Genomic DNA, 20,056 nt, shown 5'->3' with positions numbered 1-20,056 from the left:
TCTGTGACCAGCACCGAGCTCTCCACCGGCACCTCCGTCTTCATCCCCGCCGCGGCCTCGCCCTACCAGGGGGACATCGCCCGTTACTGGGACCAGGAGGCCAGGCCCGTGAACCTCCGCCTCGGCGATGTCGACGGGCTCTACCACCACCACTACGGCATCGGCGACGTCGACCACAGCGCCCTCGGCGACCCCGCCGACAGCGCCTACGAGAAGAAGCTGATCGCCGAACTCCACCGCCTGGAGTCGGCCCAGACCGACATCCTCCTGGAGAACCTCGGCGCCATCACCGGCGACGACACCCTCGTCGACGCCGGCTGCGGCCGCGGCGGCTCCATGGTCATGGCCCACCAGCGCTTCGGCTGCAACGTCGAGGGCGTCACCCTCTCCGCCAAGCAGGCCGACTTCGCCAACAACCGCGCCCGCGAACTCGGCTTCGAGGACCACGTCCGCGCCCGCGTCTGCAACATGCTCGCCACCCCCTTCGAGACCGGCCAGGCCGCCGCCTCGTGGAACAACGAGTCGAGCATGTACGTCGACCTGCACGACCTCTTCGCCGAGCACTCCCGCATCCTCAAGGTCGGCGGCCGCTACGTCACCATCACCGGCTGCTGGAACCCGCGCTACGGCCAGCCCTCGAAGTGGGTCTCCCAGATCAACGCGCACTTCGAGTGCAACATCCACTCCCGCCGCGAATACCTCCGCGCCATGGCCGACAACCGCCTCGTCCCCCAGGCGGTCATCGACCTCACCCCCGCCACCCTCCCCTACTGGAAGCTGCGCGCCACGTCCTCCCTCGTCACCGGCATCGAGGACGCCTTCATCAACTCCTACGAGGACGGCTCGTTCCAGTACGTCCTGATCGCGGCCGACCGGGTCTGACCCGGACCTGACCGCACCAGGCCGAAGGGCCCGGCACCGTCACACGACGGCGCCGGGCCCTTCGGCCGCGACGCTCCGGCGCGGCTCGCCGTCCCGCTCGGACGCCGCCACGGGCGCCTCCTGCCGCAGCGCCTCGACCGCCCCGGCGATCTCCTTCATGAACCTCAACCTCCCCGTAGATCCAGGTGTGTTGAGGTCATGACAGGAGCCGGTCCGTGGCCGGGCCCCGAAAAGGCCGGGCACGGACCGGGACGGCGGGCCTCGTCAGACGCCGAGGTCGAAGACGGCCGAACGGGGGCTGACCCCGGTGGCGATGCTGATGCCCTGCAGATGGCTGGTGTGCAGGCTGGGCAGGGCGCCTTCCCCGAACGGACCGCTGGTCAGGCCGGTGCCGCCATGGGTGGGCAACTGGGGGACGAAACCGGTGTGCGAGTCGTTGATCTTCAGCAGACCGCCGTTGGACAACCGGCTGACGACCTCCTCGATGACCTCGGGGTCCTGCGCCCACAGGGAGTTCCGCAGCCCGTAGGCGTTCCGGTTGAGGAAGCCGAGCGCCTGGTCGAGCAACGGCGTCTCCGCGGCGGCCTCCTCCGGCGTCGGCACCACCACGCACATCAGAGGGAAGAACGTCTCCTCCGTGACAGCCGTCAACTCCCGCGCGGCCGCGAGGCCGTCGATACGCACCACGGTGGGCGCGGCGAAGAAGCCGTCAGGGTCGGGGCTGCCGTCGAGCCCCGTCATGTACCCGCCCGTGACGAGGGTGGCGCCGGCGTCGGTGCACTGCCGCACCGCGGCCAGGAACTCCTCCTTACGCAGCACGGGGCTGGTCACGACCTCGGGATCGTCGGGGAGACCGGGGCGTACCGCGCGGGCCTCGTCGGCCAGGCGCCCGATGAGTTGGTCGGCGATGTCGGGGTGCGCGAGGGCGTAGCGGGGGACCATGCAGATCTGCCCGGCGCCGTGGAAGCACTCGGCCAGCGCGCGGGCGGCCAGGTCGGTCTCGGCGTCCCGCCAGACGAGGGCGCCGTCGTTGCCGGACAGTTCCAGGACGGGCTTCTTGCCGCGGGTGAAGCAGTCGATACCGACCTGACGCCCGCGCTCGGCGGAGCCGAAGTAGTAGATGTCGTCGACGTCATCGCTCTCCAGCCAGGTGGAGAGCAGGGAGACGGTGGGGGCGCACACCACGCTGAGGACACCGGGCGGGGCGCCGAGCGACTCCAGGATCGGCGCGACGATGCGCTGGTAGATGTGGGCGACGCCGAGGGGCGCGCTGCGCGGGGCGCCCACGACGAGCGCGTTGCCCGCGACCAGGGCCCACAGCCCCATGCAGCCGTTGCTCAGTGCCGCGTTCTTCGGCGGGCTGAGGCAGACCACCCCGTCGGCCTTGCGCACCAGCCGGATCTCCCGGTCACCGCTCGTGCCCCGGCTCTCCATCAGCGAGGACAGCCGCTCCAGGCTCTCGGGAGCGGCGGAGTTGACGATGCCCGACAGCTCCCAGCGGGCCAGCCGCGGCGGGTGGCCCTCCTGACCGAGCAGTTCGACCAGCTCGTCGAAGTTGTCGAGAACGGCCTGGCGGAAGGCGGCCATCAGGGAGATGCGCCGCGCCAGCGGGGCCGCCGCCCAGACCGGCTGCGCCTCGCGGGCGGCGCGGAGCGCCTGATGTATCTGCTCATCGGTGGCCAGCGCGACACGGCCCGCCATGGCGGGCTCCTGGTCCGCGGGATTCCCCCCGGCGTCCAGTTCGCCCTTGCGCGTCAGTACGGACAGCGGATCGGTGAGGAGGGCCGAGGCATTCGGAACGTGGACGAACCCTTTGCCGTCGAGTTCCTCGCCCGCGATATGGACTCGATAAGTGCGCATGACCCACTCCTTGGCGGAGTGCCGCAAGGGCTGTGCCCGGCGGCGATTACGGGGGAATTGTTCTGCTGCGGTCCGCGCGCCTCAGGCCGCACAGATGGCCTGGTCAGCATGGATGAGCCGCCACCAAGGCCGGCCACCGCGCTGATCACCCTAGAACTGTTGACGGGAAATATCACTAGCCCATTTCACAGACTGGACGCCTGTTCGGCGAAAGACGCCGGCGCCCCACCGAAAGGCCCTCGGCAACCCCTTACGCCGATTACTGCCGGATGATCCCGCTACGGCAACAGATGGAATTCTGGCCGGATTTCCGTACCAGAGGTGATGACGCGCGTTGCGAAGCCGGAGAGTGTCCGCAGCGTTTTTGTCGAGAACTCCCTTATGGAGAAAGGGAATTCGGCACCGACTCGCGGATCTGACCGAACGCCCGCCCCATCGGTGCGGACACGTCGAATGCCTCCCCTCCCCGCCCTTCGGGGGGCAACGACAGAAGCCACACGGCCACACAGCAGCCGGCGTCCCGCACAGTGGTCGCCGCCCGCTCGGACCCGTGGCGTCCGAACACGGCAGCCGCATTGCCGGCTCGGACCGCCGTATGTATCCGCGACTCCACCCGTGCACCCCACGGAAACCCGGAAGAGCCCCGGAAAGCCCGCATGAGACATACGCCACACTCGCCCGATCGCCTCGCCAAGAGGGGCGGAGCGAGACCTTTTCCGGGATTCCTCCCGGACGGTCACCGGAAATGCGTCAGGGGCCTGACCCGCTTTCGCGGATCAGGCCCCTGATCTGTTCCTTCAGTCGGGGTGGCGGGATTTGAACCCACGACCTCCTCGTCCCGAACGAGGCGCGCTGCCAAGCTGCGCTACACCCCGAAGCAACGAGCTCTACTTTAGCGGACTGATCCCCAGAGGTGAAATCCGCTCCCGGGAGCCGAGCGCGGAGCGCCTCGCCCGGGGCCTGCCGGGCGAGGCGCGGCGGGTCACTCCTTGGCGGTGAGCGTGAGGAGAGTCGCCTCGGGCGGGCAGGCGAAGCGGACCGGGGTGTAGCGGTTCGTGCCGCAGCCCGCGGAGACGTGCAGGAAGGACGTCCGGCCGTCGGTGGTGTGGGTGGACAGGCCCTTCACCCGGTCGGTGTCGAGATCGCAGTTGGTGACGAGCGCCCCGTAGAAGGGGATACAGAGCTGACCGCCGTGGGTGTGCCCGGCGATGATCAGCGGATAGCCGTCGGCGGTGAAGGCGTCCAGGGAGCGCAGGTACGGCGCGTGGACGACGGCCAGGGAGAGATCGGCGCCGGACTCGGGGCCGCCGGCCACCTCGGCGTAGCGGTCCCGTTTGATGTGCGGGTCGTCCAGGCCGGTCAGGGCGATCTCGATGCCCTCCAGCTTGAGGCGGCCGCGGGTGTTGGACAGACCGACCCACCCGGCGGTGTCGAACGCGTCGCGCAGCTCCTCCCACGGGTTGTGGACGACGCCGACGGCGGGCGCGTTGCCGTTCAGCCCGTGGCGCCCCTGGACCTTCTCGATCAGGTAGCGGGCCGGGTTGCGCAGCTTGGGGCCGTAGTAGTCGTTGGAGCCGAAGACGTAGGCGCCCGGGAACTCCATCAGGGGGCCGAGGGCGTCGAGGACCTCGGGGACGCCCTCGGGGTCGGAGAGGTTGTCCCCGGTGTTGATCACGAAGTCGGGGCGGAGCCCGGCCAGCGACTGCAGCCAGTGCCGCTTCTTTCGCTGACCACTCACCATGTGGATGTCGGAGACCTGCAGGACGCGCAACGGCCGCATACCGCGGGGCAGTACGGGCACGGTGACGCGCCGCAGGCGGAACGAGCGGACCTCGAAGCCGGCGGCGTAGGCCAGGCCGGCCGCGCCGACTGCGGTCAGGGACAGGGGAACTCCGTATCGCGCGCGCATGGTTCCATCGTCGCAGAGCGGCGGGCCGGGAGCGGCGGGCCCGGTGGCGTACGGCGTTCCGGCTGTTCACGGGGGCGGGCCGGGGCGCGTGCCGGGGAAAAGGCGCGGCGGTCACCGGTGGGGGCGGGCATACTCGACGGCATGACCACGCTCAAGTCCAAGCTCCAGGATGACCTCACCGTCGCGATCAAGGCGCGCGACGAGCTGCGCTCCTCGACCCTCCGCCTCACGCTGACCGCCATCAACAAGGAAGAGGTCGCGGGCAAGGAAGCGCGCGAGCTGTCCGATGCCGAGGTCGAGAAGATCATCGGCCGGGAGGCGAAGAAGCGCCGCGAGGCCGCGGAGGCGTTCGACAAGGGCGGGCGCGGTGAGCAGGCCGAGCGGGAGCGGGCCGAGGGCGAGGTCCTCGCCGGCTACCTGCCCAAGCCGCTGACCGACGACGAGCTGGAGAGCCTGGTGGCCGCCGCGGTGGCGGAGGCCGTGGGCCATGGCGCCGAGGGACCGCGTGCCATGGGCGCCGTCATGAAGATCGTCAACCCGAAGGTGGCGGGCCGGGCCGACGGCGGCCGGGTCGCCGCGGTCGTCAAGAAGCTGCTGGCGGAGTAGGCGTCAGCGCGCGGTCCGACCGCGCCCCGACGCACGCCGAAGGGGCGCCCTCCCTGGTGGGAAGGCGCCCCTTCGGCGTGCGCGCGCGGCCTCAGTGCTGCTGGAGGCGGCCCAGTATGTCGGGGAAGTGCCAGCCGCCGCCGGGCTTGCCGTGGCCGTTGCCCGGCTTCCCCGGCTTGCCCTTGCCCGGCTTCCCCTTCCCCTTGCCCTTGCCGTCGTCCGCCGGCCGGTCGTCGCCGGGGTCGTCGATCTGGACGGTCGGCAGGCCCGGTGCCGGACGTCCGGCGAGGGCGCCGTTCATCGCGTCGCGCCAGATGGGGCCCGGGGTGTCGGCGCCGTAGACCTTGTCGTGGAAGGTGCCGCCGATGGTGATGTTGAACATCTTCCGCTTGTGCATCGGGTCGCCGACCCACACGGCGCCCGCCGCGTTCGGGGTGTAGCCCACGAACCAGGCGGCGTAGCGGCTGTCGCTGGTGCCGGTCTTACCCGCGCTGTCGCGGCCCTGAAGCCCGGCCTCCTTACCCGTACCGTCCTCGACCACGCCCTTGAGCAGGGCGTTTATCGTCTTGGCGGTGTTCTCGGACATCGCCGGCTTGCAGTCGGTCTGCGGGACGGGCACCGGCTTGCCGTTCGCGTCGGTGATCGAGGCGATCGCGACGGGCGTGCAGTACGTGCCGTTGTTGGCGAAGGCGGCGTACGCCGCGGCCATGGTCAGCGGCGACATCTCCTGCACGCCGAGCGTCATCGACGGCACTTCCTGGATCGGCTTGCCGTCGGCCCGCTCGATCCCCAGCTTGTCGATCATCTTGACCGCCGGGCAGATGCCCATATCGCTGATCAGTTGCACGAAGTAGGTGTTGACCGACTTCGCGGTCGCCTCCTTCATCGCGTACGGGCCGACCTCCGACTTGTTCTCGTTCTGCGTCGCGTCGTGCCCCTGCCACTCACCGTTGCAGGTCTGCACCGGGCTCGGGTACTGCATCCGGTACGGCGACGAGTACTCCTGGTACGGGCTCATGCCCTGATCCAGCGCGGCGGCGGCGACCAGCGGCTTGAACGTCGAACCGGGCTGGTAGCCGGCGCCGCCGCCCATGTCGTGGTTGACGGAGAGGTTCATCACCGTCTCGTTCTTGCCGAACCCGTAGGGGCGGGACTGGCCCATGCCGAGGATCTTGCCGGTGCCGGGCTCGACGATGGTCGCGGCGCTGGCGACCTGGTCGTCGCTGTAGACGTGACCGCCTATCGACGCCTGGACGGACTTCTGGGTCTGCGGGTCCAAGGTGGTGCGGATGGTCAGCCCGCCCTGGTTCCACCGCTTCGCGCGGGCCTTGGCGGTCTTGCCGAACGTCTTGTCGTTGAGGAAGACGTTACGGACGTAGTCGCAGAAGAAACCGGCGCCGTCGGTCGCGGTGATGCAGCCGTTCTTGGGCCGGCTGACGGCCAGTCGGATCGGCTGCTTCGCCGCCTCGTCGGCCTGCGCCTGCGTGATGTCCTTCAGGTCGGCCATCCGCTGGAGCACGGTGTTGCGGCGGCGGGTGGCCTCGTCGCGGTTGTTGAGCGGGTCGTAGCGCGTCGGGGACTGCACGAGGCCGGCGAGCAGCGCCGACTCCCCGAGGCTCAGATCCTTGGCGGACTTGCTGAAGTACCGCTGGCTGGCGGCCTCGACGCCGTACGCCTGCTGTCCGAAGAAGGTGATGTTGAGGTAGTTCTGCAGGATCTTGCGCTTGCCGAGCTCCTTCTCCACCTGGATCGCGTACTTCAGTTCCTTGATCTTGCGGCCGATGGTCTGCTGCGTGGCCTGCGCGACCTTGTCGGGGTCGTTCCCGGCTTCCTCGATGAAGACGTTCTTCACGTACTGCTGCGTGAGCGTCGAGGCGCCCTCGGAGACCCCGCCGGACTGCGCGTTCTTGTTGACCGCGCGCAGGATGCCCTTCATGTCGACCGCGCCGTGCTCGTAGAAGCGGGCGTCCTCGATCGCGACGATCGCCTTCTGGATGTACGGCGACATGTCCTTGAGGTCCACGACCGTGCGGTCACGGGAGTAGATCTTGGCGATCTCGGTGCCGTTGGCGTCCTGGACGATGGTGCGTTCGCTCAGTGGTGGCGCCTTGAGGTCCGAGGGGATCTCGTCGAACCCTTCGACGGTGCCCTTGGCCGTCAGGCCCAGTGCTCCGGCGGCGGGGAGGGCGAGACCCGCGAGAACGGCTCCGGCCAGCACGCTGACGCCCAGGAATCTCGCGGCCTGCTGGGTCTTGCTCAGACCACTGCCGTCGCGCTTCTTACCCATGAGGGCACCCTACGTTCTCAATCGCCGGACAGGGGCGCAACTGTTCGCCTACGCTGTTTCACATCTGTCACAGCGGAGCTTCCCGCCCCAGCGTGCCCGTCCTTCCCCTTCCGTCCGCCCGCGCACGAGGCCGCGCCCCGAACATCCGCTCGTATCGCCGGAATTCCGGTATGTACCCGGCGACCTGCCCCGCGATGCGAGAAAAGCGATGTATGCCGCTCGCTCACTCCGTTGGGTGATCTGCCGCGTACGCATAGTCCGTTAGGACCATTCAAGATTGGGCCCGAAGGGGGTGTTGCGCCCTGCCTGCCTTCCGTAACGTCCTCAACTGGCGACGGTGAATATGCCGTTTGCCGCCGTGGGGGAGCCTCGATTCGGGAGAGGACGGCGCCAGCATGAGCTGGGTAACCGACTGGAACGCACAAGCAGCCTGCCGCACCACCGACCCGGACGAACTCTTCGTCCAGGGGGCGGCCCAGAACCGGGCCAAGGCCGTGTGCACCGGCTGTCCGGTACGCACCGAATGCCTCGCCGATGCCCTGGACAACCGGGTGGAGTTCGGCGTCTGGGGCGGCATGACCGAGCGCGAGCGCCGTGCGCTGCTGCGCCGCCGTCCGACCGTGACGTCCTGGCGGCGTCTGCTGGAGACGGCGCGCACGGAGTACGAGCGCAGCACCGGCATGCTGCCCGTGGAGTGCGACGACGAGAGCTGCGACACCTACGCGGCGGTCAGCTGACCGATCCGCCCGGGGGAACCGGACCGGCGACGCGGGCGACGCGTCGGGACGCCTCAGGACACGAGCCGGGTCGCGAGTGCACGCACCGGTAGTACGTCCGACCTGCCCCTACTGCGGCAACGCGCCGGGTGCGAAGAGCCGATGCGGCAGGCCGAACCTCTGAGCCGCGCTCGGGGTAGCGGCCGGCGAAGTGGCGTCAGTCGGGAGCGTCGGTGTGCGTGGGGTCGAGGGCGAGGCGGTCGCCGATCAGCCGCAGACCGTCGAGGTCGTGGACGTCACCGGGGAGTGCGGCGATCTCGGCGACCGGGACCTCCGGATGCAGCGCGGTGAAACGATCCCGCGTGCGGCGTTCACGGTCGAGGACCTGCATGCGCTCGGCGTGCAGGCGCAGGAGACCGGCCGCGAGGTGTTCGGCGGAGACCGTGGGAGATGCGGGAGGCGCCGCCGGGGCGGGAGAGGGGCCGTCGGCGGTACCGGAAGCAGCCTTCCCGTCGCCCTGATCCACAATGCCGTCCGCGCCAAGATTTTCCGCCGCTTCCGGGGCCGCCCCGGAGGGAGCGGCGGGCTCCGCGCCGCCCTCCGATGCCTCCCCGCCGTCCTCCCCGGCGCAGTCCGTCAGCGTCTCGGCGGCGGCCAGTGCCCGCTCCGCGCTCAGCGTCGCCGCGCCACTGCCGTGCACGCGGTTCAGCACGAGACCGGCCAGCGGCATCCGCTCGGCCGCCAGCCGCTCGACGAAGTACGCCGCCTCCCGCAGCGCGTCCCGCTCCGGGGCCGCGACCACCAGGAACGCCGTGCCGGGGGCCTGGAGCAGCCGGTACGTGGCGTCCGCGCGGGTACGGAAACCGCCGAACATCGTGTCCATCGCGGCGACGAACGTCTGCACATCACGCAGCAGTTGACCGCCCATCAGCTTGCTGAGCGTGCCGGTCATCATCGACATCCCGGCGTTGAGGAACTTCATCCCGGCCCGGCCGCCGACCTTCGCCGGGGCCATCAGCACCCGGATGAACTTGCCGTCCAGGAACGACCCGAGGCGCTTGGGCGCGTCCAGGAAGTCCAGCGCGGAGCGGCTGGGCGGGGTGTCGACGATGATCAGGTCCCACTCGTCGCGGGCGCGGAGCTGGCCGAGCTTCTCCATGGCCATGTACTCCTGCGTGCCCGCGAAACCGGCCGACAGGGACTGGTAGAAGGGGTTCTCCAGGATGGCGCGGGCCCGGGTGGCGTCCGCGTGGCCCTCGACGATCTCGTCGAAGGTGCGCTTCATGTCCAGCATCATCGCGTGCAGCTCGCCACCGGCCGCGCCGTCGACGCCCTTGACCTGACGGGGAACGTTGTCCAGCTCGGAGATCCCCATGGACTGGGCGAGCCGCCGGGCCGGGTCGATGGTCAGGACGACGGCCCGGCGCCCGCGCTCCGCGGCGCGCACGCCCAGCGCCGCGGCCGTGGTGGTCTTGCCGACACCGCCGGAGCCGCAGCACACCACGATGCGGGTGGCCGGGTCGTCGAGCAGCGCGTCGACCTCCAGCCACGGGGCCGGGGCGTCCAGCGTCGGATCGTCGGCGGTCATATGGGCCCCTGTCTCCGCAGGTCTCTCGCCAGGCGGTAGAGACCGGCGAGGTCCACTCCCTCGGGGAGCAGCTCCAACTCGTAGGTGGGCAGGCCGAGAGCGGTCAGCTCGGCGTGCTCGGCGCGCTCCAGATCGACGCGCTCGGCGTGCTCGCGCGCCTGCTCCAGCAGCGGGTCGATCAGCCGCTCGGCCAGCCCGCCGCGGCGCGCCCCGCCCAGCCCCGCCTGGGAGAGCGCCTTGGCGACGCCCGCGCGGGCGCCGCGGGCGGCGATGTCGAGATCGCCGGTACCGAGCACGGCGGGGCGGGTCATGTTGATGACGACGCCGCCGACCGGGAGCCCGGCGGCGCGCAGCTCCGCGATGCCGTCCGCGGTCTCCTGGACCGGCATCTCCTCCAGGAGCGTCACCATGTGCACCGCGGTCTCGGGGGACTTCAGCACCCGCATGACGGCCTGGGCCTGATTGTGGATCGGGCCCATCTTGGCCAGGCCCGCGACCTCGTCGTTGACGTTCAGGAAGCGGGTGATGCGGCCGGTGGGCGGGGCGTCCATCACCACCGCGTCGTAGACGTACCGGCCCTGCTTGTCCTTGCGGCGCACCGCCTCGCACGCCTTGCCGGTCAGCAGGACGTCCCGCAGGCCCGGGGCGATGGTGGTGGCGAAGTCGATCGCGCCGAGCTTCTTCAGGGCGCGGCCGGCGCTGCCGAGTTTGTAGAACATCTGGAGGTAGTCCAGCAGCGCGCGCTCGGCGTCGATGGCGAGGGCGTGCACCTCGCCGGGGCGGCGCCCGCCGCGGGCCGCGTCACCGGCCGACGCGCCGTCCGGCCCCGGCGCCACGGCGATCTTGCGTTCCTCGTACGGCAGCGCCTCGGTCTCGAAGACCTGGGCGATGCCCTGCCGGCCCTCGACCTCGACCAGGAGGGTCCGGCGGCCTTCGGTGGCCAGGGCAAGGGCGAGTGCAGCGGCGACCGTGGTCTTGCCGGTGCCGCCCTTGCCGCTGACGACATGGAGCCTGCTCACGTCAAGGAGCCTAACCAGTCCCCGCCGCGGCTACGCACGGGACGACCCCGGATCCGTCCCCGGGATGTTCCCTAGGGGATGGGCCGACGGACCCGGGGAAATACCTGAACAGGGCGCGGCGGGATGTCGGACGCCTTAAAATATTGGACGTTCCGTAACAGGGGGGGAATTTCCATGAGGGCGAGAAAGTGTACGGTCGTGCTGGCGGTGCTCATCGCCGGTATTTTCGTACTGATCCATTTTCTTCTCGTCGATTTCAGGAGGGATTCCCCGTCCCTTCCCGGTGGTTACCGGAGCACCATCGTCAGCGCGCGTAAGGGATTGTTCGAGGGGTCTTTCCGGTACACCGTTCTGCGGAAAGCGGCGGAAGGGGGGATCCAGTCCTTCCGGCTCACGGTGGAGGGCGCCCGGGCCCGGCGTCCCGCCGGGGCGCCCTCCCCGGGCGGGACCGGGGACGTACGGGTCGGCGCGCTCATGGGAGCCAGGCTGCGCTGCGCCGGCAGCCGTATCGCCTGCACCGCGAATTCCTCGGAACGCCAGCCGGTGCTCACCCCGCAGGACTCCGCGGAATGGAACTGGACGATCGCCACACCGGAAGCCGGAAAGGCGACCGTCACGCTCACCCTCACCGCGTATTACGAGGGTACCCGCGAGGTGCTGGCGGAGACTTCCCCCATCGAGCAGGATCTCGATATCGAGGGGGAAGGGAATTTCTGGGGGGGTGATCGGTGATTCGTGGCAGTGGTTCGCCGCGTTCGTCGGAGTGCTGGCGGGGGCCGTTCCCCTCGTCGAATACCTGGAGCGCCGCAGGAGCCGGACGGCGGACGGCGGGGAAGCGGAGGAAGGGCGCGCTCCGGTCGTCTGACCTTGCCCTTCCCGGTGGTGACCGGACGCCGGGGGCGGCGGCGTGAGAGGCCGTCCCGGCAGGCATTACGCTCGCTCCATGACCAAGTGGGAATACGCGACCGTGCCGCTTCTCGTACACGCGACGAAGCAGATTCTGGACACCTGGGGCGAGGACGGCTGGGAGCTGGTCCAGGTCGTTCCGGGCCCGAACAACCCCGAGCAGTTGGTGGCCTACCTGAAGCGGGAGAAGGCGTGAGCGCCGTCGAGGCGAGGATCGCGGAGCTGGGGCTGAAGCTCCCCGAGGTCGTGCCGCCGCTGGCCGCGTACCAGCCCGCGGTGCGCTCCGGGAACCACATCTTCACCTCCGGCCAGCTCCCCATGGTGGACGGCGCCCTGCCCGCCACCGGCAAGGTCGGCGCCGAGGTCACGCCCGAGGCGGCCAAGGAACTGGCCGCGGTCTGCGCGCTCAACGCGCTGGCCGCGGTGAAGTCCGTCCTCGGCGACCTGGACCGGATCCAGCGGGTCGTGAAGGTCGTCGGCTTCGTCGCCTCCGCGCCGGACTTCACCGGCCAGCCCGGGGTCGTCAACGGCGCCAGTGAGCTGCTCGGCGAGATCCTCGGCGACAAGGGCGTGCACGCCCGGTCCGCGGTCGGCGTGGCGGTGCTGCCCGTCGACGCGCCCGTCGAGGTCGAGATCCAGGTCGAGATCGCGGAGTAGCGGTCCCGTGAGCCGGTTGTCCGGCCCGCGCCGATCCCCCGGCGCGGGCCGGACATCGTACGGGCCCGGAAGACCGCACACGGGGTGCCGGAAAGGGCCCCTCGAACATCCGCGCGTGAGCGCATAGCATCCGGCCATGTCGTCGACGACCAATGGCCAGTGGTACCCGCCGGAGTGGCCGGACCTCATCCGGGCGCTCGTGAACGGCGAGCTGACCCCCGCCGAGCCCCGGCGGGCCGCGACCGTCCTGCTGCTGCGGGACGGCGACGGCGGGCCCACCGTGCACATGCTGCGCAGACGCGCCTCCATGGCCTTCGCCGGAGGCGCGTACGCCTATCCGGGCGGCTCCGTGGACCCGCGCGACGAAGGGCCGGTCGCCTGGGCCGGGCCCTCGCGCGCCGCGTGGGCCGCGCGGCTCGGCGTCGATGAGGCCACCGCGCAGTCCGTCGTCTGCGCCGCCGTACGCGAGACGTTCGAGGAGTCCGGGGTGCTGCTCGCGGGCCCCTCGGCGACGACCGTCGTCGCGGACACCACCGGCGACGACTGGGAGGCCGGCCGCGCCGCCCTCGTCGCCCATGAACTCTCCTTCGCCGACTTCCTCGGCCGCCACGGGCTGGTGCTCCGCTCCGACCTGCTGGGCGCCTGGGCCCGCTGGATCACCCCCGAGTTCGAACCGCGCCGCTACGACACGTGGTTCTTCGTCGCCGCGCTCCCTGAGGGGCAGCGCACCCGTAATGCCTCCACGGAGGCGGACCGCACCGTGTGGACCCGTCCGGCCGATGCCATCGCCGGATACGAACGCGGCGACCTGCTGATGATGCCGCCGACCCTCGCCACTCTGCGTGCCCTGGAGCCGTACGGGTCCGCCGCCGCCGTCCTGGAGGCGTCCGGGCGGTGCGATCTGACGCCGGTACTGGCCCGCGCCCGGCTGCGCGGCGGCGAGATCGAGCTGACCTGGCCGGGGCACGAGGAGTTCACCAAGCACATCGCACCGGGCGGGGCGGGCCCCGACGGCGCCACGGACGGAGACCCGGTATGACGAACGCGGCAGCCCTGCCCGGCCAGCCCCGGGGCGCGGTGGTCTCCGGACCGGCCACCGAGCGCGCCCGGTGCGTCCTGGCACCCAACCCATCGGCGATGACCCTGGACGGCACCAACACCTGGATCGTCGCCGAGCCCGGCTCCTCGTCGGCCGTCGCCATCGACCCCGGACCGCTCGACGAGGGCCACCTGCGGGCCGTCATCGACGCCACCGAACAGGCCGGGAAACGGGTCGCGCTGACCCTGCTCACCCATGGGCACCCCGATCACGCCGAGGGCGCGGCCCGCTTCGCCGAGCTGACCGGCACGGCCGTCCGCGCCCTGGACCCGGCGCTGCGCCTGGGGGACGAGGGGCTGGGCGCCGGCGATGTGATCACCACCGGCGGCCTGGAGCTGCGTGTCGTGCCCACCCCCGGGCACACCGCCGACTCGCTCTCGTTCCATCTGCCCGCCGACGCCGCCGTCCTGACCGGCGACACCGTCCTGGGGCGCGGCACCACGATGGTCGCCCACCCCGACGGGCGGCTCGGCGACTACCTGGACTCGCTGCGCCGCCTCCGCTCGCTGACCATCGACGACGGGGTGACGACGGTGCTCCCCGGGCACGGCCCGGTCATGGACGACGCCCAGGGCGCGGTGGAGTTCTACCTGGCGCACCGCGCCAACCGGCTCGCCCAGGTGGAGACCGCCGTCGAGAACGGCCACCGCACGGCGTCCGAGGTCGTCGCCGCGGTCTACGCCGACGTCGACCGCTCCCTGTGGCCCGCCGCCGAACTGTCCGTACGGGCGCAGTTGGAGTACCTGGGGGAGCACGGGCTGATCTGAGCGCCCGGGGCGCGCCGCTCAGGGGCGGGGCGCCTTCGGGCCGTGCACGGCCAGATACTCGTCGGCCAGCCAGGGCGCGAGACCGGCCAGCAGTTCGTCGAGCAGCGCGGGGTGCTCCGCCGGCGCGCGGGCGGCTCGGGCGGCGGCGCGCATCTGCTCGGCGCGCGCCGGGTAGTAGCGGCCGAACACCTCGGCCATCTCGGTCAGCTCGCTGGTCCAGCCGCCCCACCGCGGCATCACCAGCGTGAAGCCGGTACGCACCAGACGCCGGCTCTCACCCCGGGTCAGCCGCCGCCGCTCCTCCTCCGTACGCGCCGCCGCCGCGCGCTCGCGCATCCCCGGCAGCAGCCGGAAGAGGTCCCCGTTGGTCTCCCGGGCCAGCAGTGAGGTCGGGCGGTAACGGGGCAGCCGGTCGGCCAGATCGGGCCCGGCGAGCGGGGTGCACAGGCAGGCCACGAACCAGCCCAGGTCGTACCGCTCCCGCGCGCTGAGCAGCCGCTCCACTCCGTCGATCAGGATGCCCGCGCCGTCGATCTGCGGAAAGGCCGCGTCGAGTTCCGCGCCCAGGGCGCCGGCGGCGGTGTGGTCGTCCGGGGTGGGCGCCCCGTGGAGCGCGAGCAGCAGGTCGAGGTCGGAGACCCCGGGGACGGCGGTGCCGCGCGGGATGCTGCCGTAGAGGTACGTGCTGTGCAGCCGGGCGCCGAAGCGCGCCTCGCTCCACTCCCGCGCGGCCGCCGCCACGGGGACGAACTCCTCGGTGATCCGCGCGAGCGCGCCTTCCCGGAGGAAGTAGCCGTCCTGGTCGAGCCCCGGCCCGGTGGAGTCGCTCATGGCGCCAGCATGACGACGCGTCCGGGCACGAGCCATCGGATTTCGCGTGCGGAGGCGCGGGCTGGGCGCGTACATGCCCAAGGAGGCGCCGTACGTGGCCGCTCAGGCGGCTCCCGGGGGCCGGACGGCCCCGGGCATGGCATGACGGCTCCGCGGCGCCGTACGGGCCGGGAGCGGGGCGCCGCCGCGGGGGCGGCGCCCGGGGGTCAGCGGGAGCGCTTCGCCAGCCGCTCGACGTCGAGGAGGATCACGGCGCGCGCCTCCAGGCGCAGCCAGCCGCGGCCCGCGAAGTCGGCGAGGGCCTTGTTGACCGTCTCGCGGGAGGCGCCCACCAACTGGGCCAGCTCCTCCTGCGTCAGGTCGTGGACGACGTGGATGCCCTCCTCGGACTGCACGCCGAAGCGGCGCGACAGGTCCAGCAGGGCGCGGGCCACGCGGCCGGGAACGTCCGAGAAGACCAGGTCGGACATCTGGTCGTTGGTCTTGCGCAGGCGCCGGGCGACGGCGCGCAGCAGGGCGGTGGCCACCTCGGGCCGGGCGTTCAGCCACGGCTGGAGGTCGCCGTGGCCCAGGCCGAGGAGCTTGACCTCGGTGAGGGCGGAGGCGGTGGCGGTACGCGGGCCCGGGTCGAAGAGCGACAGCTCACCGATCAGCTCGCCGGGGCCGAGGACGGCGAGCATGTTCTCGCGGCCGTCCGGGGAGGTGCGGTGCAGCTTCACCTTGCCCTCGGTGACCACGTACAGGCGGTCGCCGGGGTCCCCTTCGTGGAACAGGGCGTCGCCGCGAGCGAGCGTGACCTCTCCCATTGAGGCGCGCAGCTCCGCCGCCTGCTCATCGTCGAGCGCCGCGAAGAGCGGTGCGCGCCGCAGAACGTCGTCCACGAGATCTCTCCTTGTCGACATGCTCCGGAGGACTGTGGTCCCCATCATGCCGGAATGCAAAACAGTGCGATCAATCACAAGTTTGCCGGACCGCCGGCCCGAGCCCTACGCCAGGGGGCCGATCGGGGTGGTGAAAACCGGTGATCGAGTCGGATGTCGGTGGGTGGCCGTAGTCTGGCCGAGTGTCCAACACGCCGGTGAGAGCACGGGACGAGGGGGCTGAGCGAGTGACCGCCGAACGCGATTCCGCTCTGGGCGAACGCCCGTCCGTGAATGCCCCGGAAGCGAAGGTAAGCACCAAATCGCCGCTCCCGCCGCCACCCGCGCGCAGGGCGGCGCGGACGCCGCACGCCCCCGGTGCGACGCACTCCGCGAGGCGGCCGGCGGCGGACCCGGTACGGAAGTCGGCACGGCGCAAGTCGGTACGGAAGAGGGCCGCGTGAAACACACCCCAGCGAAGACGACGGAACAGACCGCACCCCCGGCCGGGCGGAACGGCGCGGAGGCGGCCACGTCGCGAGCGGCGGTCAAGAAGGCGGCCGCGAAGAAGACCACGGCGAAGAAGACCGTGGCGAAGAAGGCGACAGCCAAGAAGACGACCACGACCGCCGCCGAGAAGACCGTCACGAAGAAGACAACCGCCAAGAAGGCGACCGCGAAGAAGGCGACCGCCAAGAAGACCGCCACCGCGAAGACCGCCGCGAAGGCTCCCGCCCGGAAGCCCGAGTCGCACGTCGCGCTGGTGCGCCGGGCCCGGCGGATCAACCGTGAGCTGGCCGAGCTGTATCCGTACGCCCATCCGGAGCTGGACTTCACCAACCCCTTCGAGCTGCTGGTCGCGACGGTGCTCTCCGCGCAGACCACCGACCTGCGGGTCAACCAGACCACCCCGGCCCTCTTCGCCGCCTGCCCCACACCGGAGGACATGGCGGCGATGGACCCGGAGCGGCTGGAGGAGCTGATCCGGCCGACGGGCTTCTTCCGGGCCAAGGCGAGGTCGCTGCTCGGCCTGTCGGCGGCGCTGCGCGACCGCTTCGGCGGCGAGGTGCCCGGCCGGCTTGAGGACCTGGTCACGCTGCCCGGCGTCGGCCGCAAGACCGCCAACGTCGTGCTCGGCAACGCCTTCGGCGTCCCCGGTATCACCGTCGACACCCACTTCGGCCGCCTGTCGCGCCGCTTCGGCTGGACCACGCAGGAGGACCCGGAGAAGGTCGAGGCGGACGTCGCCGCGCTCTTCCCCAAGAGCGAGTGGACGATGCTCTCGCACCGCGTCGTCTTCCACGGCCGCCGCGTCTGCCACTCCCGTAAACCCGCCTGCGGCGCCTGCGGCATCGCCCCGCTCTGCCCGTCGTACGGCGAGGGCGAGACCGACCCGGAGAAGGCGAAGAAGCTGCTCAAGTACGAACTGGGCGGGCAGCCGGGACAGCGGCTCAACCCGCCCGCCGGATATCCCGGCAGGCCCGCGCCCCCGCTGGGGGCCCCGGCCTCATGACACCGGCCCCGGCCGCTTCGGCGGTACGGGCCGCACCGGCGGCCCCCGGGACGGGCCGCGAGGCCCCGCCCCGGGCGCCGCACACCGAACCAGGGCCTTGAGGGGGCGCGTATGACGAGTGCACGGGAGCAGTACGGCGAGCGGACCGGCGACGGGCGGGCCGCGGCGCAGCGGTCCGCCGGGGGCGCGGCGGCGCGGGGCGGACCGGAGCCGCACGGGGACGGCGCGGCCGCGCCCGGGGCCCCGGCCACCGCCGCGCCCGGGAGTGCCGGGCGCCTCCCGCAGGCCCGGGTGAGCACCGAGGGGCTGCCCGAGTGGCTGGATCCGGTCGTCCGCGCGGCCGAGACCGTCGAACCGCACCAGCTCAGCAGCTTCCTGCCGCCGAAGAGCGGTGGCCGGCAGTCCGCGGTGCTGGTCCTCTTCGGGCAGGGCGCCCGTGGCCCGGAGCTGCTGCTGATGGAGCGCGCCGGGACGCTGCGCTCGCACGCCGGGCAGCCCTCGTTCCCCGGGGGCGCGCTCGACCCGGAGGACGGCGATCCGGAAGGAAGCGGTCCGGTGCGGGCCGCGCTGCGGGAGGCCCAGGAGGAGACCGGGCTCGACCCGGCGGGCGTGCAGGTCTTCGGGGTGCTGCCGCGGCTCTACATCCCCGTCAGCGGCTTCGTGGTGACGCCGGTGCTCGGCTGGTGGCGCGAGCCCAGCCCGGTCGGCGCGGTCGACGCGGCGGAGACGGCCCGGGTGTTCACCGTTCCCGTGGCGGATCTCACGGACCCGGCCCACCGGGTGACGGCCCGCCATCCGCGCGGCCACACCGGCCCGGCGTTCCTCGTCGAGTCGGCCCTGGTCTGGGGTTTCACCGCCGGTGTGATCGACCGCCTGCTGCACTACGCGGGCTGGGAGATTCCGTGGGACCGCACGAAGCAGGTCCCGCTCGACCGGAGCGCGTGAGACGGTGTCCGGCGTGAACGTCCTGGACATCCTGTTGCTGGTCGCCGCCGTGTGGTTCGCGATCGTCGGCTATCGGCAAGGCTTCGTCGTCGGCATCCTGTCCGTGCTCGGCTTCCTCGGCGGTGGCCTGATCGCGGTCTACGTCCTGCCCGTGATCTGGAACGAGGTCACCGACGACGCCACCCCCGGCACCTTCGCGGCCATCGCCGCCGTCGCCATCGTCATCATCTGTGCCTCCGTCGGGCAGGCGCTCACCACCCATCTGGGCAACAAGCTGCGCCGCCACATCACGTGGTCACCGGCCAGAGCGCTGGACGCCACCGGCGGCGCGCTCGTCAACGTCGTGGCGATGCTGCTGGTGGCCTGGCTGATCGGCTCCGCGCTGGCCGGTACGTCGCTGCCGACGCTCGGCAAGGAGGTCCGCAACTCCAAAGTGCTGCTGGGCGTCTCGCAGGTGATGCCGCAGCAGGCGACGACGTGGTTCACGGACTTCTCCTCGGTGCTCGCGCAGAACGGCTTCCCGCAGGTCTTCACGCCGTTCTCCAACGAACCGATCACCTCCGTCCCGGCCCCCGACCCGCAGCTCGCGCACAGCCCGGTCTCCGGCCGGGCCAAGCGCAGCATCGTCAAGGTCGTCGGGACGGCGCCCAGTTGCGGCAAGGTCCTGGAGGGCAGCGGTTTCGTCTTCGCGCCGCACCGCGTGATGACCAACGCCCACGTCGTCGGCGGCGTCTCCGAACCGACCGTGCAGATCGGCGGCGAGGGCGCCACCTACGACGCCAAGGTCGTCCTCTACGACTGGGAGCGGGACATCGCGGTGCTCGACGTCCCCGCGCTGCGGGCGCCCGCGCTGAAGTTCGCCGACTCCGGCGCGGCGAGCGGCAACAGCGCCATCGTCGCGGGCTTCCCCGAGAACGGCGGCTACGACGTCCGCGCGGCCCGCATCCGCGGCCGCATCCAGGCCAACGGCCCGGACATCTACCACCGGGGCACGGTCGCCCGCGATGTGTACTCGCTGTACGCGACGGTGCGGCAGGGCAACTCCGGCGGACCGCTGCTCACCCCGCGGGGTGACGTGTACGGCGTGGTGTTCGCCAAGTCCCTCGACGACGCGCAGACCGGCTACGCGCTGACCGCCCGCGAGATCCACGAGGACGTCGTCAAGGGGCGGAGCGCCCGGCGCCCGGTGGACACCGAGGGCTGCGCGATCTGAGCGACCGGAGCTGCGCGACCGGGCGGCGGGTATCGGCGGGAGAAGCCCCGCGCGGTGCCCGCCGTCGCCGTGTCAGCCGCGGGGATGGCGCAACCGCGCGCTCATCCACCGCGCTCTGCGGCGCAGGATGCGGGGGATGCCCATCGGGTGCGCGGAATCCGGGTGCGGGGGACCCGCGGGCCCGCCGGCCCGGAGGTCGGTGGTGCCCCTGTCCCGCGTACCCACGGCAGCGGCACTGCTGCGGCGGTTGCGTGCCACGTCACGGTAGTCGTGCGTCCAGCCCATACCCTCGACTCTGCCCGTGGCCCGAGGTCCGTAACCGCCGCGTGGCCCGCCAATCGGCCTATGCGCCAGGCAATTGGCCGCCTGTCACCGCCGCGTTCCCCGCCGGTTCGCCG

The 20,056-nt window shown here is 71.7% G+C and carries 20 protein-coding genes and 1 tRNA gene; 12 read left to right on the top strand and 9 right to left on the bottom strand.

All coding sequences use genetic code 11. From position 1 onward, the window contains the following. Positions 1 to 3: 3 nt before the first annotated feature. Complete coding sequence (locus ACGH2B_RS11735) at positions 4 to 882, top strand: geranyl diphosphate 2-C-methyltransferase (protein ID WP_399087760.1); 879 nt, start codon at positions 4 to 6, stop codon at positions 880 to 882. 264 nt (positions 883 to 1,146) lie between these two features. Here the strand turns inward: ACGH2B_RS11735 and ACGH2B_RS11730 are convergent, their stop codons facing one another. The 3 genes from ACGH2B_RS11730 to ACGH2B_RS11720 form a co-directional block, all read right to left on the bottom strand. Then, positions 1,147 to 2,742 carry an aldehyde dehydrogenase family protein gene (locus tag ACGH2B_RS11730; RefSeq protein ID WP_399087758.1) on the bottom strand — a complete coding sequence of 532 codons (1,596 nt, stop codon included), beginning with the start codon at positions 2,740 to 2,742 and terminating at the stop codon, positions 1,147 to 1,149. Positions 2,743 to 3,543: 801 nt separating this feature from the next. Beyond that, positions 3,544 to 3,617: transfer RNA gene (locus ACGH2B_RS11725), tRNA-Pro, on the bottom strand. A 107-nt stretch (positions 3,618 to 3,724) separates the two neighbouring features. Then, entirely contained in the window at positions 3,725 to 4,651 is a 927-nt protein-coding gene (locus ACGH2B_RS11720) for a metallophosphoesterase (protein ID WP_399087756.1), read from the bottom strand. A gap of 141 nt (positions 4,652 to 4,792) precedes the next feature. Here ACGH2B_RS11720 and ACGH2B_RS11715 point away from each other — a divergent pair, with 141 nt between their 5' ends. After that, positions 4,793 to 5,257 (top strand): GatB/YqeY domain-containing protein, encoded by a 465-nt coding sequence (locus tag ACGH2B_RS11715; protein ID WP_399087754.1) that lies wholly within the window; start codon positions 4,793 to 4,795, stop codon positions 5,255 to 5,257. Between the two features lie 91 nt (positions 5,258 to 5,348). Here ACGH2B_RS11715 and ACGH2B_RS11710 read toward each other — a convergent pair whose 3' ends face one another. Next, the gene (locus tag ACGH2B_RS11710; RefSeq protein WP_399087752.1) at positions 5,349 to 7,544 is read right to left on the bottom strand and encodes a transglycosylase domain-containing protein; all 2,196 of its coding nucleotides are present in this window, start codon (positions 7,542 to 7,544) and stop codon (positions 5,349 to 5,351) included. Positions 7,545 to 7,939: 395 nt separating this feature from the next. Here ACGH2B_RS11710 and ACGH2B_RS11705 point away from each other — a divergent pair, with 395 nt between their 5' ends. Then, the gene (locus tag ACGH2B_RS11705) at positions 7,940 to 8,281 is read left to right on the top strand and encodes a WhiB family transcriptional regulator (protein ID WP_399087750.1); all 342 of its coding nucleotides are present in this window, start codon (positions 7,940 to 7,942) and stop codon (positions 8,279 to 8,281) included. Positions 8,282 to 8,477: 196 nt separating this feature from the next. Here the strand turns inward: ACGH2B_RS11705 and ACGH2B_RS11700 are convergent, their stop codons facing one another. Both ACGH2B_RS11700 and ACGH2B_RS11695 read right to left on the bottom strand, forming a co-directional pair. Then, positions 8,478 to 9,848 (bottom strand): ArsA family ATPase, encoded by a 1,371-nt coding sequence (locus ACGH2B_RS11700; protein ID WP_399087748.1) that lies wholly within the window; start codon positions 9,846 to 9,848, stop codon positions 8,478 to 8,480. Further along, positions 9,845 to 10,867 (bottom strand): ArsA-related P-loop ATPase, encoded by a 1,023-nt coding sequence (locus tag ACGH2B_RS11695; RefSeq protein WP_399087746.1) that lies wholly within the window; start codon positions 10,865 to 10,867, stop codon positions 9,845 to 9,847. The genes ACGH2B_RS11700 and ACGH2B_RS11695 overlap by 4 nt, the downstream gene beginning before the upstream one ends. A gap of 198 nt (positions 10,868 to 11,065) precedes the next feature. Between ACGH2B_RS11695 and ACGH2B_RS11690 the strand changes: the two genes are divergently transcribed. The 6 genes from ACGH2B_RS11690 (at position 11,066) to ACGH2B_RS11665 (ending at position 14,296) form a co-directional block, all read left to right on the top strand. After that, positions 11,066 to 11,599: a hypothetical protein gene (locus ACGH2B_RS11690; protein WP_399087744.1), complete on the top strand. Its 534-nt coding sequence runs from the start codon at positions 11,066 to 11,068 to the stop codon at positions 11,597 to 11,599. Further along, positions 11,589 to 11,732: a hypothetical protein gene (locus tag ACGH2B_RS11685; RefSeq protein ID WP_399087742.1), complete on the top strand. Its 144-nt coding sequence runs from the start codon at positions 11,589 to 11,591 to the stop codon at positions 11,730 to 11,732. Before ACGH2B_RS11690 ends, ACGH2B_RS11685 begins: the two co-directional genes overlap by 11 nt. 78 nt (positions 11,733 to 11,810) lie before the next feature. Then, the gene (locus ACGH2B_RS11680; RefSeq protein ID WP_003967454.1) at positions 11,811 to 11,969 is read left to right on the top strand and encodes a DUF4177 domain-containing protein; all 159 of its coding nucleotides are present in this window, start codon (positions 11,811 to 11,813) and stop codon (positions 11,967 to 11,969) included. After that, positions 11,966 to 12,430, top strand: coding sequence for a RidA family protein (locus ACGH2B_RS11675; protein ID WP_399087740.1), 465 nt, complete (start codon positions 11,966 to 11,968; stop codon positions 12,428 to 12,430). Before ACGH2B_RS11680 ends, ACGH2B_RS11675 begins: the two co-directional genes overlap by 4 nt. Positions 12,431 to 12,566: 136 nt before the next feature. Continuing rightward, positions 12,567 to 13,469, top strand: a complete 903-nt coding sequence (locus ACGH2B_RS11670; RefSeq protein ID WP_399087738.1) for an NUDIX hydrolase — start codon at positions 12,567 to 12,569, stop codon at positions 13,467 to 13,469. After that, entirely contained in the window at positions 13,466 to 14,296 is an 831-nt protein-coding gene (locus tag ACGH2B_RS11665; RefSeq protein ID WP_399087736.1) for an MBL fold metallo-hydrolase, read from the top strand. Before ACGH2B_RS11670 ends, ACGH2B_RS11665 begins: the two co-directional genes overlap by 4 nt. Positions 14,297 to 14,314: 18 nt before the next feature. On the opposite strand, the gene ACGH2B_RS11660 is transcribed toward ACGH2B_RS11665, so the two are convergent. Both ACGH2B_RS11660 and ACGH2B_RS11655 read right to left on the bottom strand, forming a co-directional pair. Beyond that, entirely contained in the window at positions 14,315 to 15,127 is an 813-nt protein-coding gene (locus tag ACGH2B_RS11660) for a nucleotidyltransferase (protein WP_399087734.1), read from the bottom strand. A gap of 206 nt (positions 15,128 to 15,333) precedes the next feature. Continuing rightward, a complete protein-coding gene (locus ACGH2B_RS11655; protein WP_006604164.1) occupies positions 15,334 to 16,008 on the bottom strand; it encodes a Crp/Fnr family transcriptional regulator in 675 nt (224 codons plus the stop codon). A gap of 439 nt (positions 16,009 to 16,447) precedes the next feature. Here ACGH2B_RS11655 and nth point away from each other — a divergent pair, with 439 nt between their 5' ends. The 3 genes from nth (at position 16,448) to ACGH2B_RS11640 (ending at position 19,658) form a co-directional block, all read left to right on the top strand. Then, positions 16,448 to 17,500 carry an endonuclease III gene (nth, locus tag ACGH2B_RS11650; protein WP_399087732.1) on the top strand — a complete coding sequence of 351 codons (1,053 nt, stop codon included), beginning with the start codon at positions 16,448 to 16,450 and terminating at the stop codon, positions 17,498 to 17,500. 111 nt (positions 17,501 to 17,611) lie between these two features. Beyond that, positions 17,612 to 18,445 carry an NUDIX hydrolase gene (locus ACGH2B_RS11645; protein WP_399087730.1) on the top strand — a complete coding sequence of 278 codons (834 nt, stop codon included), beginning with the start codon at positions 17,612 to 17,614 and terminating at the stop codon, positions 18,443 to 18,445. Between the two features lie 13 nt (positions 18,446 to 18,458). Then, a complete protein-coding gene (locus ACGH2B_RS11640; RefSeq protein ID WP_399087728.1) occupies positions 18,459 to 19,658 on the top strand; it encodes a MarP family serine protease in 1,200 nt (399 codons plus the stop codon). Between the two features lie 72 nt (positions 19,659 to 19,730). Here the strand turns inward: ACGH2B_RS11640 and ACGH2B_RS11635 are convergent, their stop codons facing one another. Continuing rightward, on the bottom strand, positions 19,731 to 19,943 hold the full coding sequence (locus tag ACGH2B_RS11635) for a hypothetical protein (RefSeq protein ID WP_399087726.1): 213 nt from the start codon (positions 19,941 to 19,943) through the stop codon (positions 19,731 to 19,733). Positions 19,944 to 20,056: the final 113 nt, after the last annotated feature.

The sequence above is a fragment of the Streptomyces sp. BBFR2 genome, from assembly GCF_044497305.1.
Taxonomy (GTDB): Bacteria; Actinomycetota; Actinomycetes; order Streptomycetales; family Streptomycetaceae; genus Streptomyces.
This window is presented reverse-complemented; position numbering and strand designations above follow the sequence as displayed.

What these genes read in the sequence shown, in the direction of transcription:
- ACGH2B_RS11665 (WP_399087736.1), top strand. Translation starts at nt 13,466, where the DNA reads ATGACGAACGCGGCAGCCCTGCCCGGCCAGCCCCGGGGCGCGGTGGTC.
- ACGH2B_RS11700 (WP_399087748.1), bottom strand. Translation starts at nt 9,848, where the DNA reads ATGACCGCCGACGATCCGACGCTGGACGCCCCGGCCCCGTGGCTGGAG.
- ACGH2B_RS11645 (WP_399087730.1), top strand. Translation starts at nt 17,612, where the DNA reads ATGACGAGTGCACGGGAGCAGTACGGCGAGCGGACCGGCGACGGGCGG.
- ACGH2B_RS11680 (WP_003967454.1), top strand. Translation starts at nt 11,811, where the DNA reads ATGACCAAGTGGGAATACGCGACCGTGCCGCTTCTCGTACACGCGACG.
- ACGH2B_RS11710 (WP_399087752.1), bottom strand. Translation starts at nt 7,544, where the DNA reads ATGGGTAAGAAGCGCGACGGCAGTGGTCTGAGCAAGACCCAGCAGGCC.
- ACGH2B_RS11730 (WP_399087758.1), bottom strand. Translation starts at nt 2,742, where the DNA reads ATGCGCACTTATCGAGTCCATATCGCGGGCGAGGAACTCGACGGCAAA.
- ACGH2B_RS11720 (WP_399087756.1), bottom strand. Translation starts at nt 4,651, where the DNA reads ATGCGCGCGCGATACGGAGTTCCCCTGTCCCTGACCGCAGTCGGCGCG.
- ACGH2B_RS11660 (WP_399087734.1), bottom strand. Translation starts at nt 15,127, where the DNA reads ATGAGCGACTCCACCGGGCCGGGGCTCGACCAGGACGGCTACTTCCTC.
- ACGH2B_RS11715 (WP_399087754.1), top strand. Translation starts at nt 4,793, where the DNA reads ATGACCACGCTCAAGTCCAAGCTCCAGGATGACCTCACCGTCGCGATC.
- ACGH2B_RS11670 (WP_399087738.1), top strand. Translation starts at nt 12,567, where the DNA reads ATGTCGTCGACGACCAATGGCCAGTGGTACCCGCCGGAGTGGCCGGAC.
- ACGH2B_RS11635 (WP_399087726.1), bottom strand. Translation starts at nt 19,943, where the DNA reads ATGGGCTGGACGCACGACTACCGTGACGTGGCACGCAACCGCCGCAGC.
- ACGH2B_RS11705 (WP_399087750.1), top strand. Translation starts at nt 7,940, where the DNA reads ATGAGCTGGGTAACCGACTGGAACGCACAAGCAGCCTGCCGCACCACC.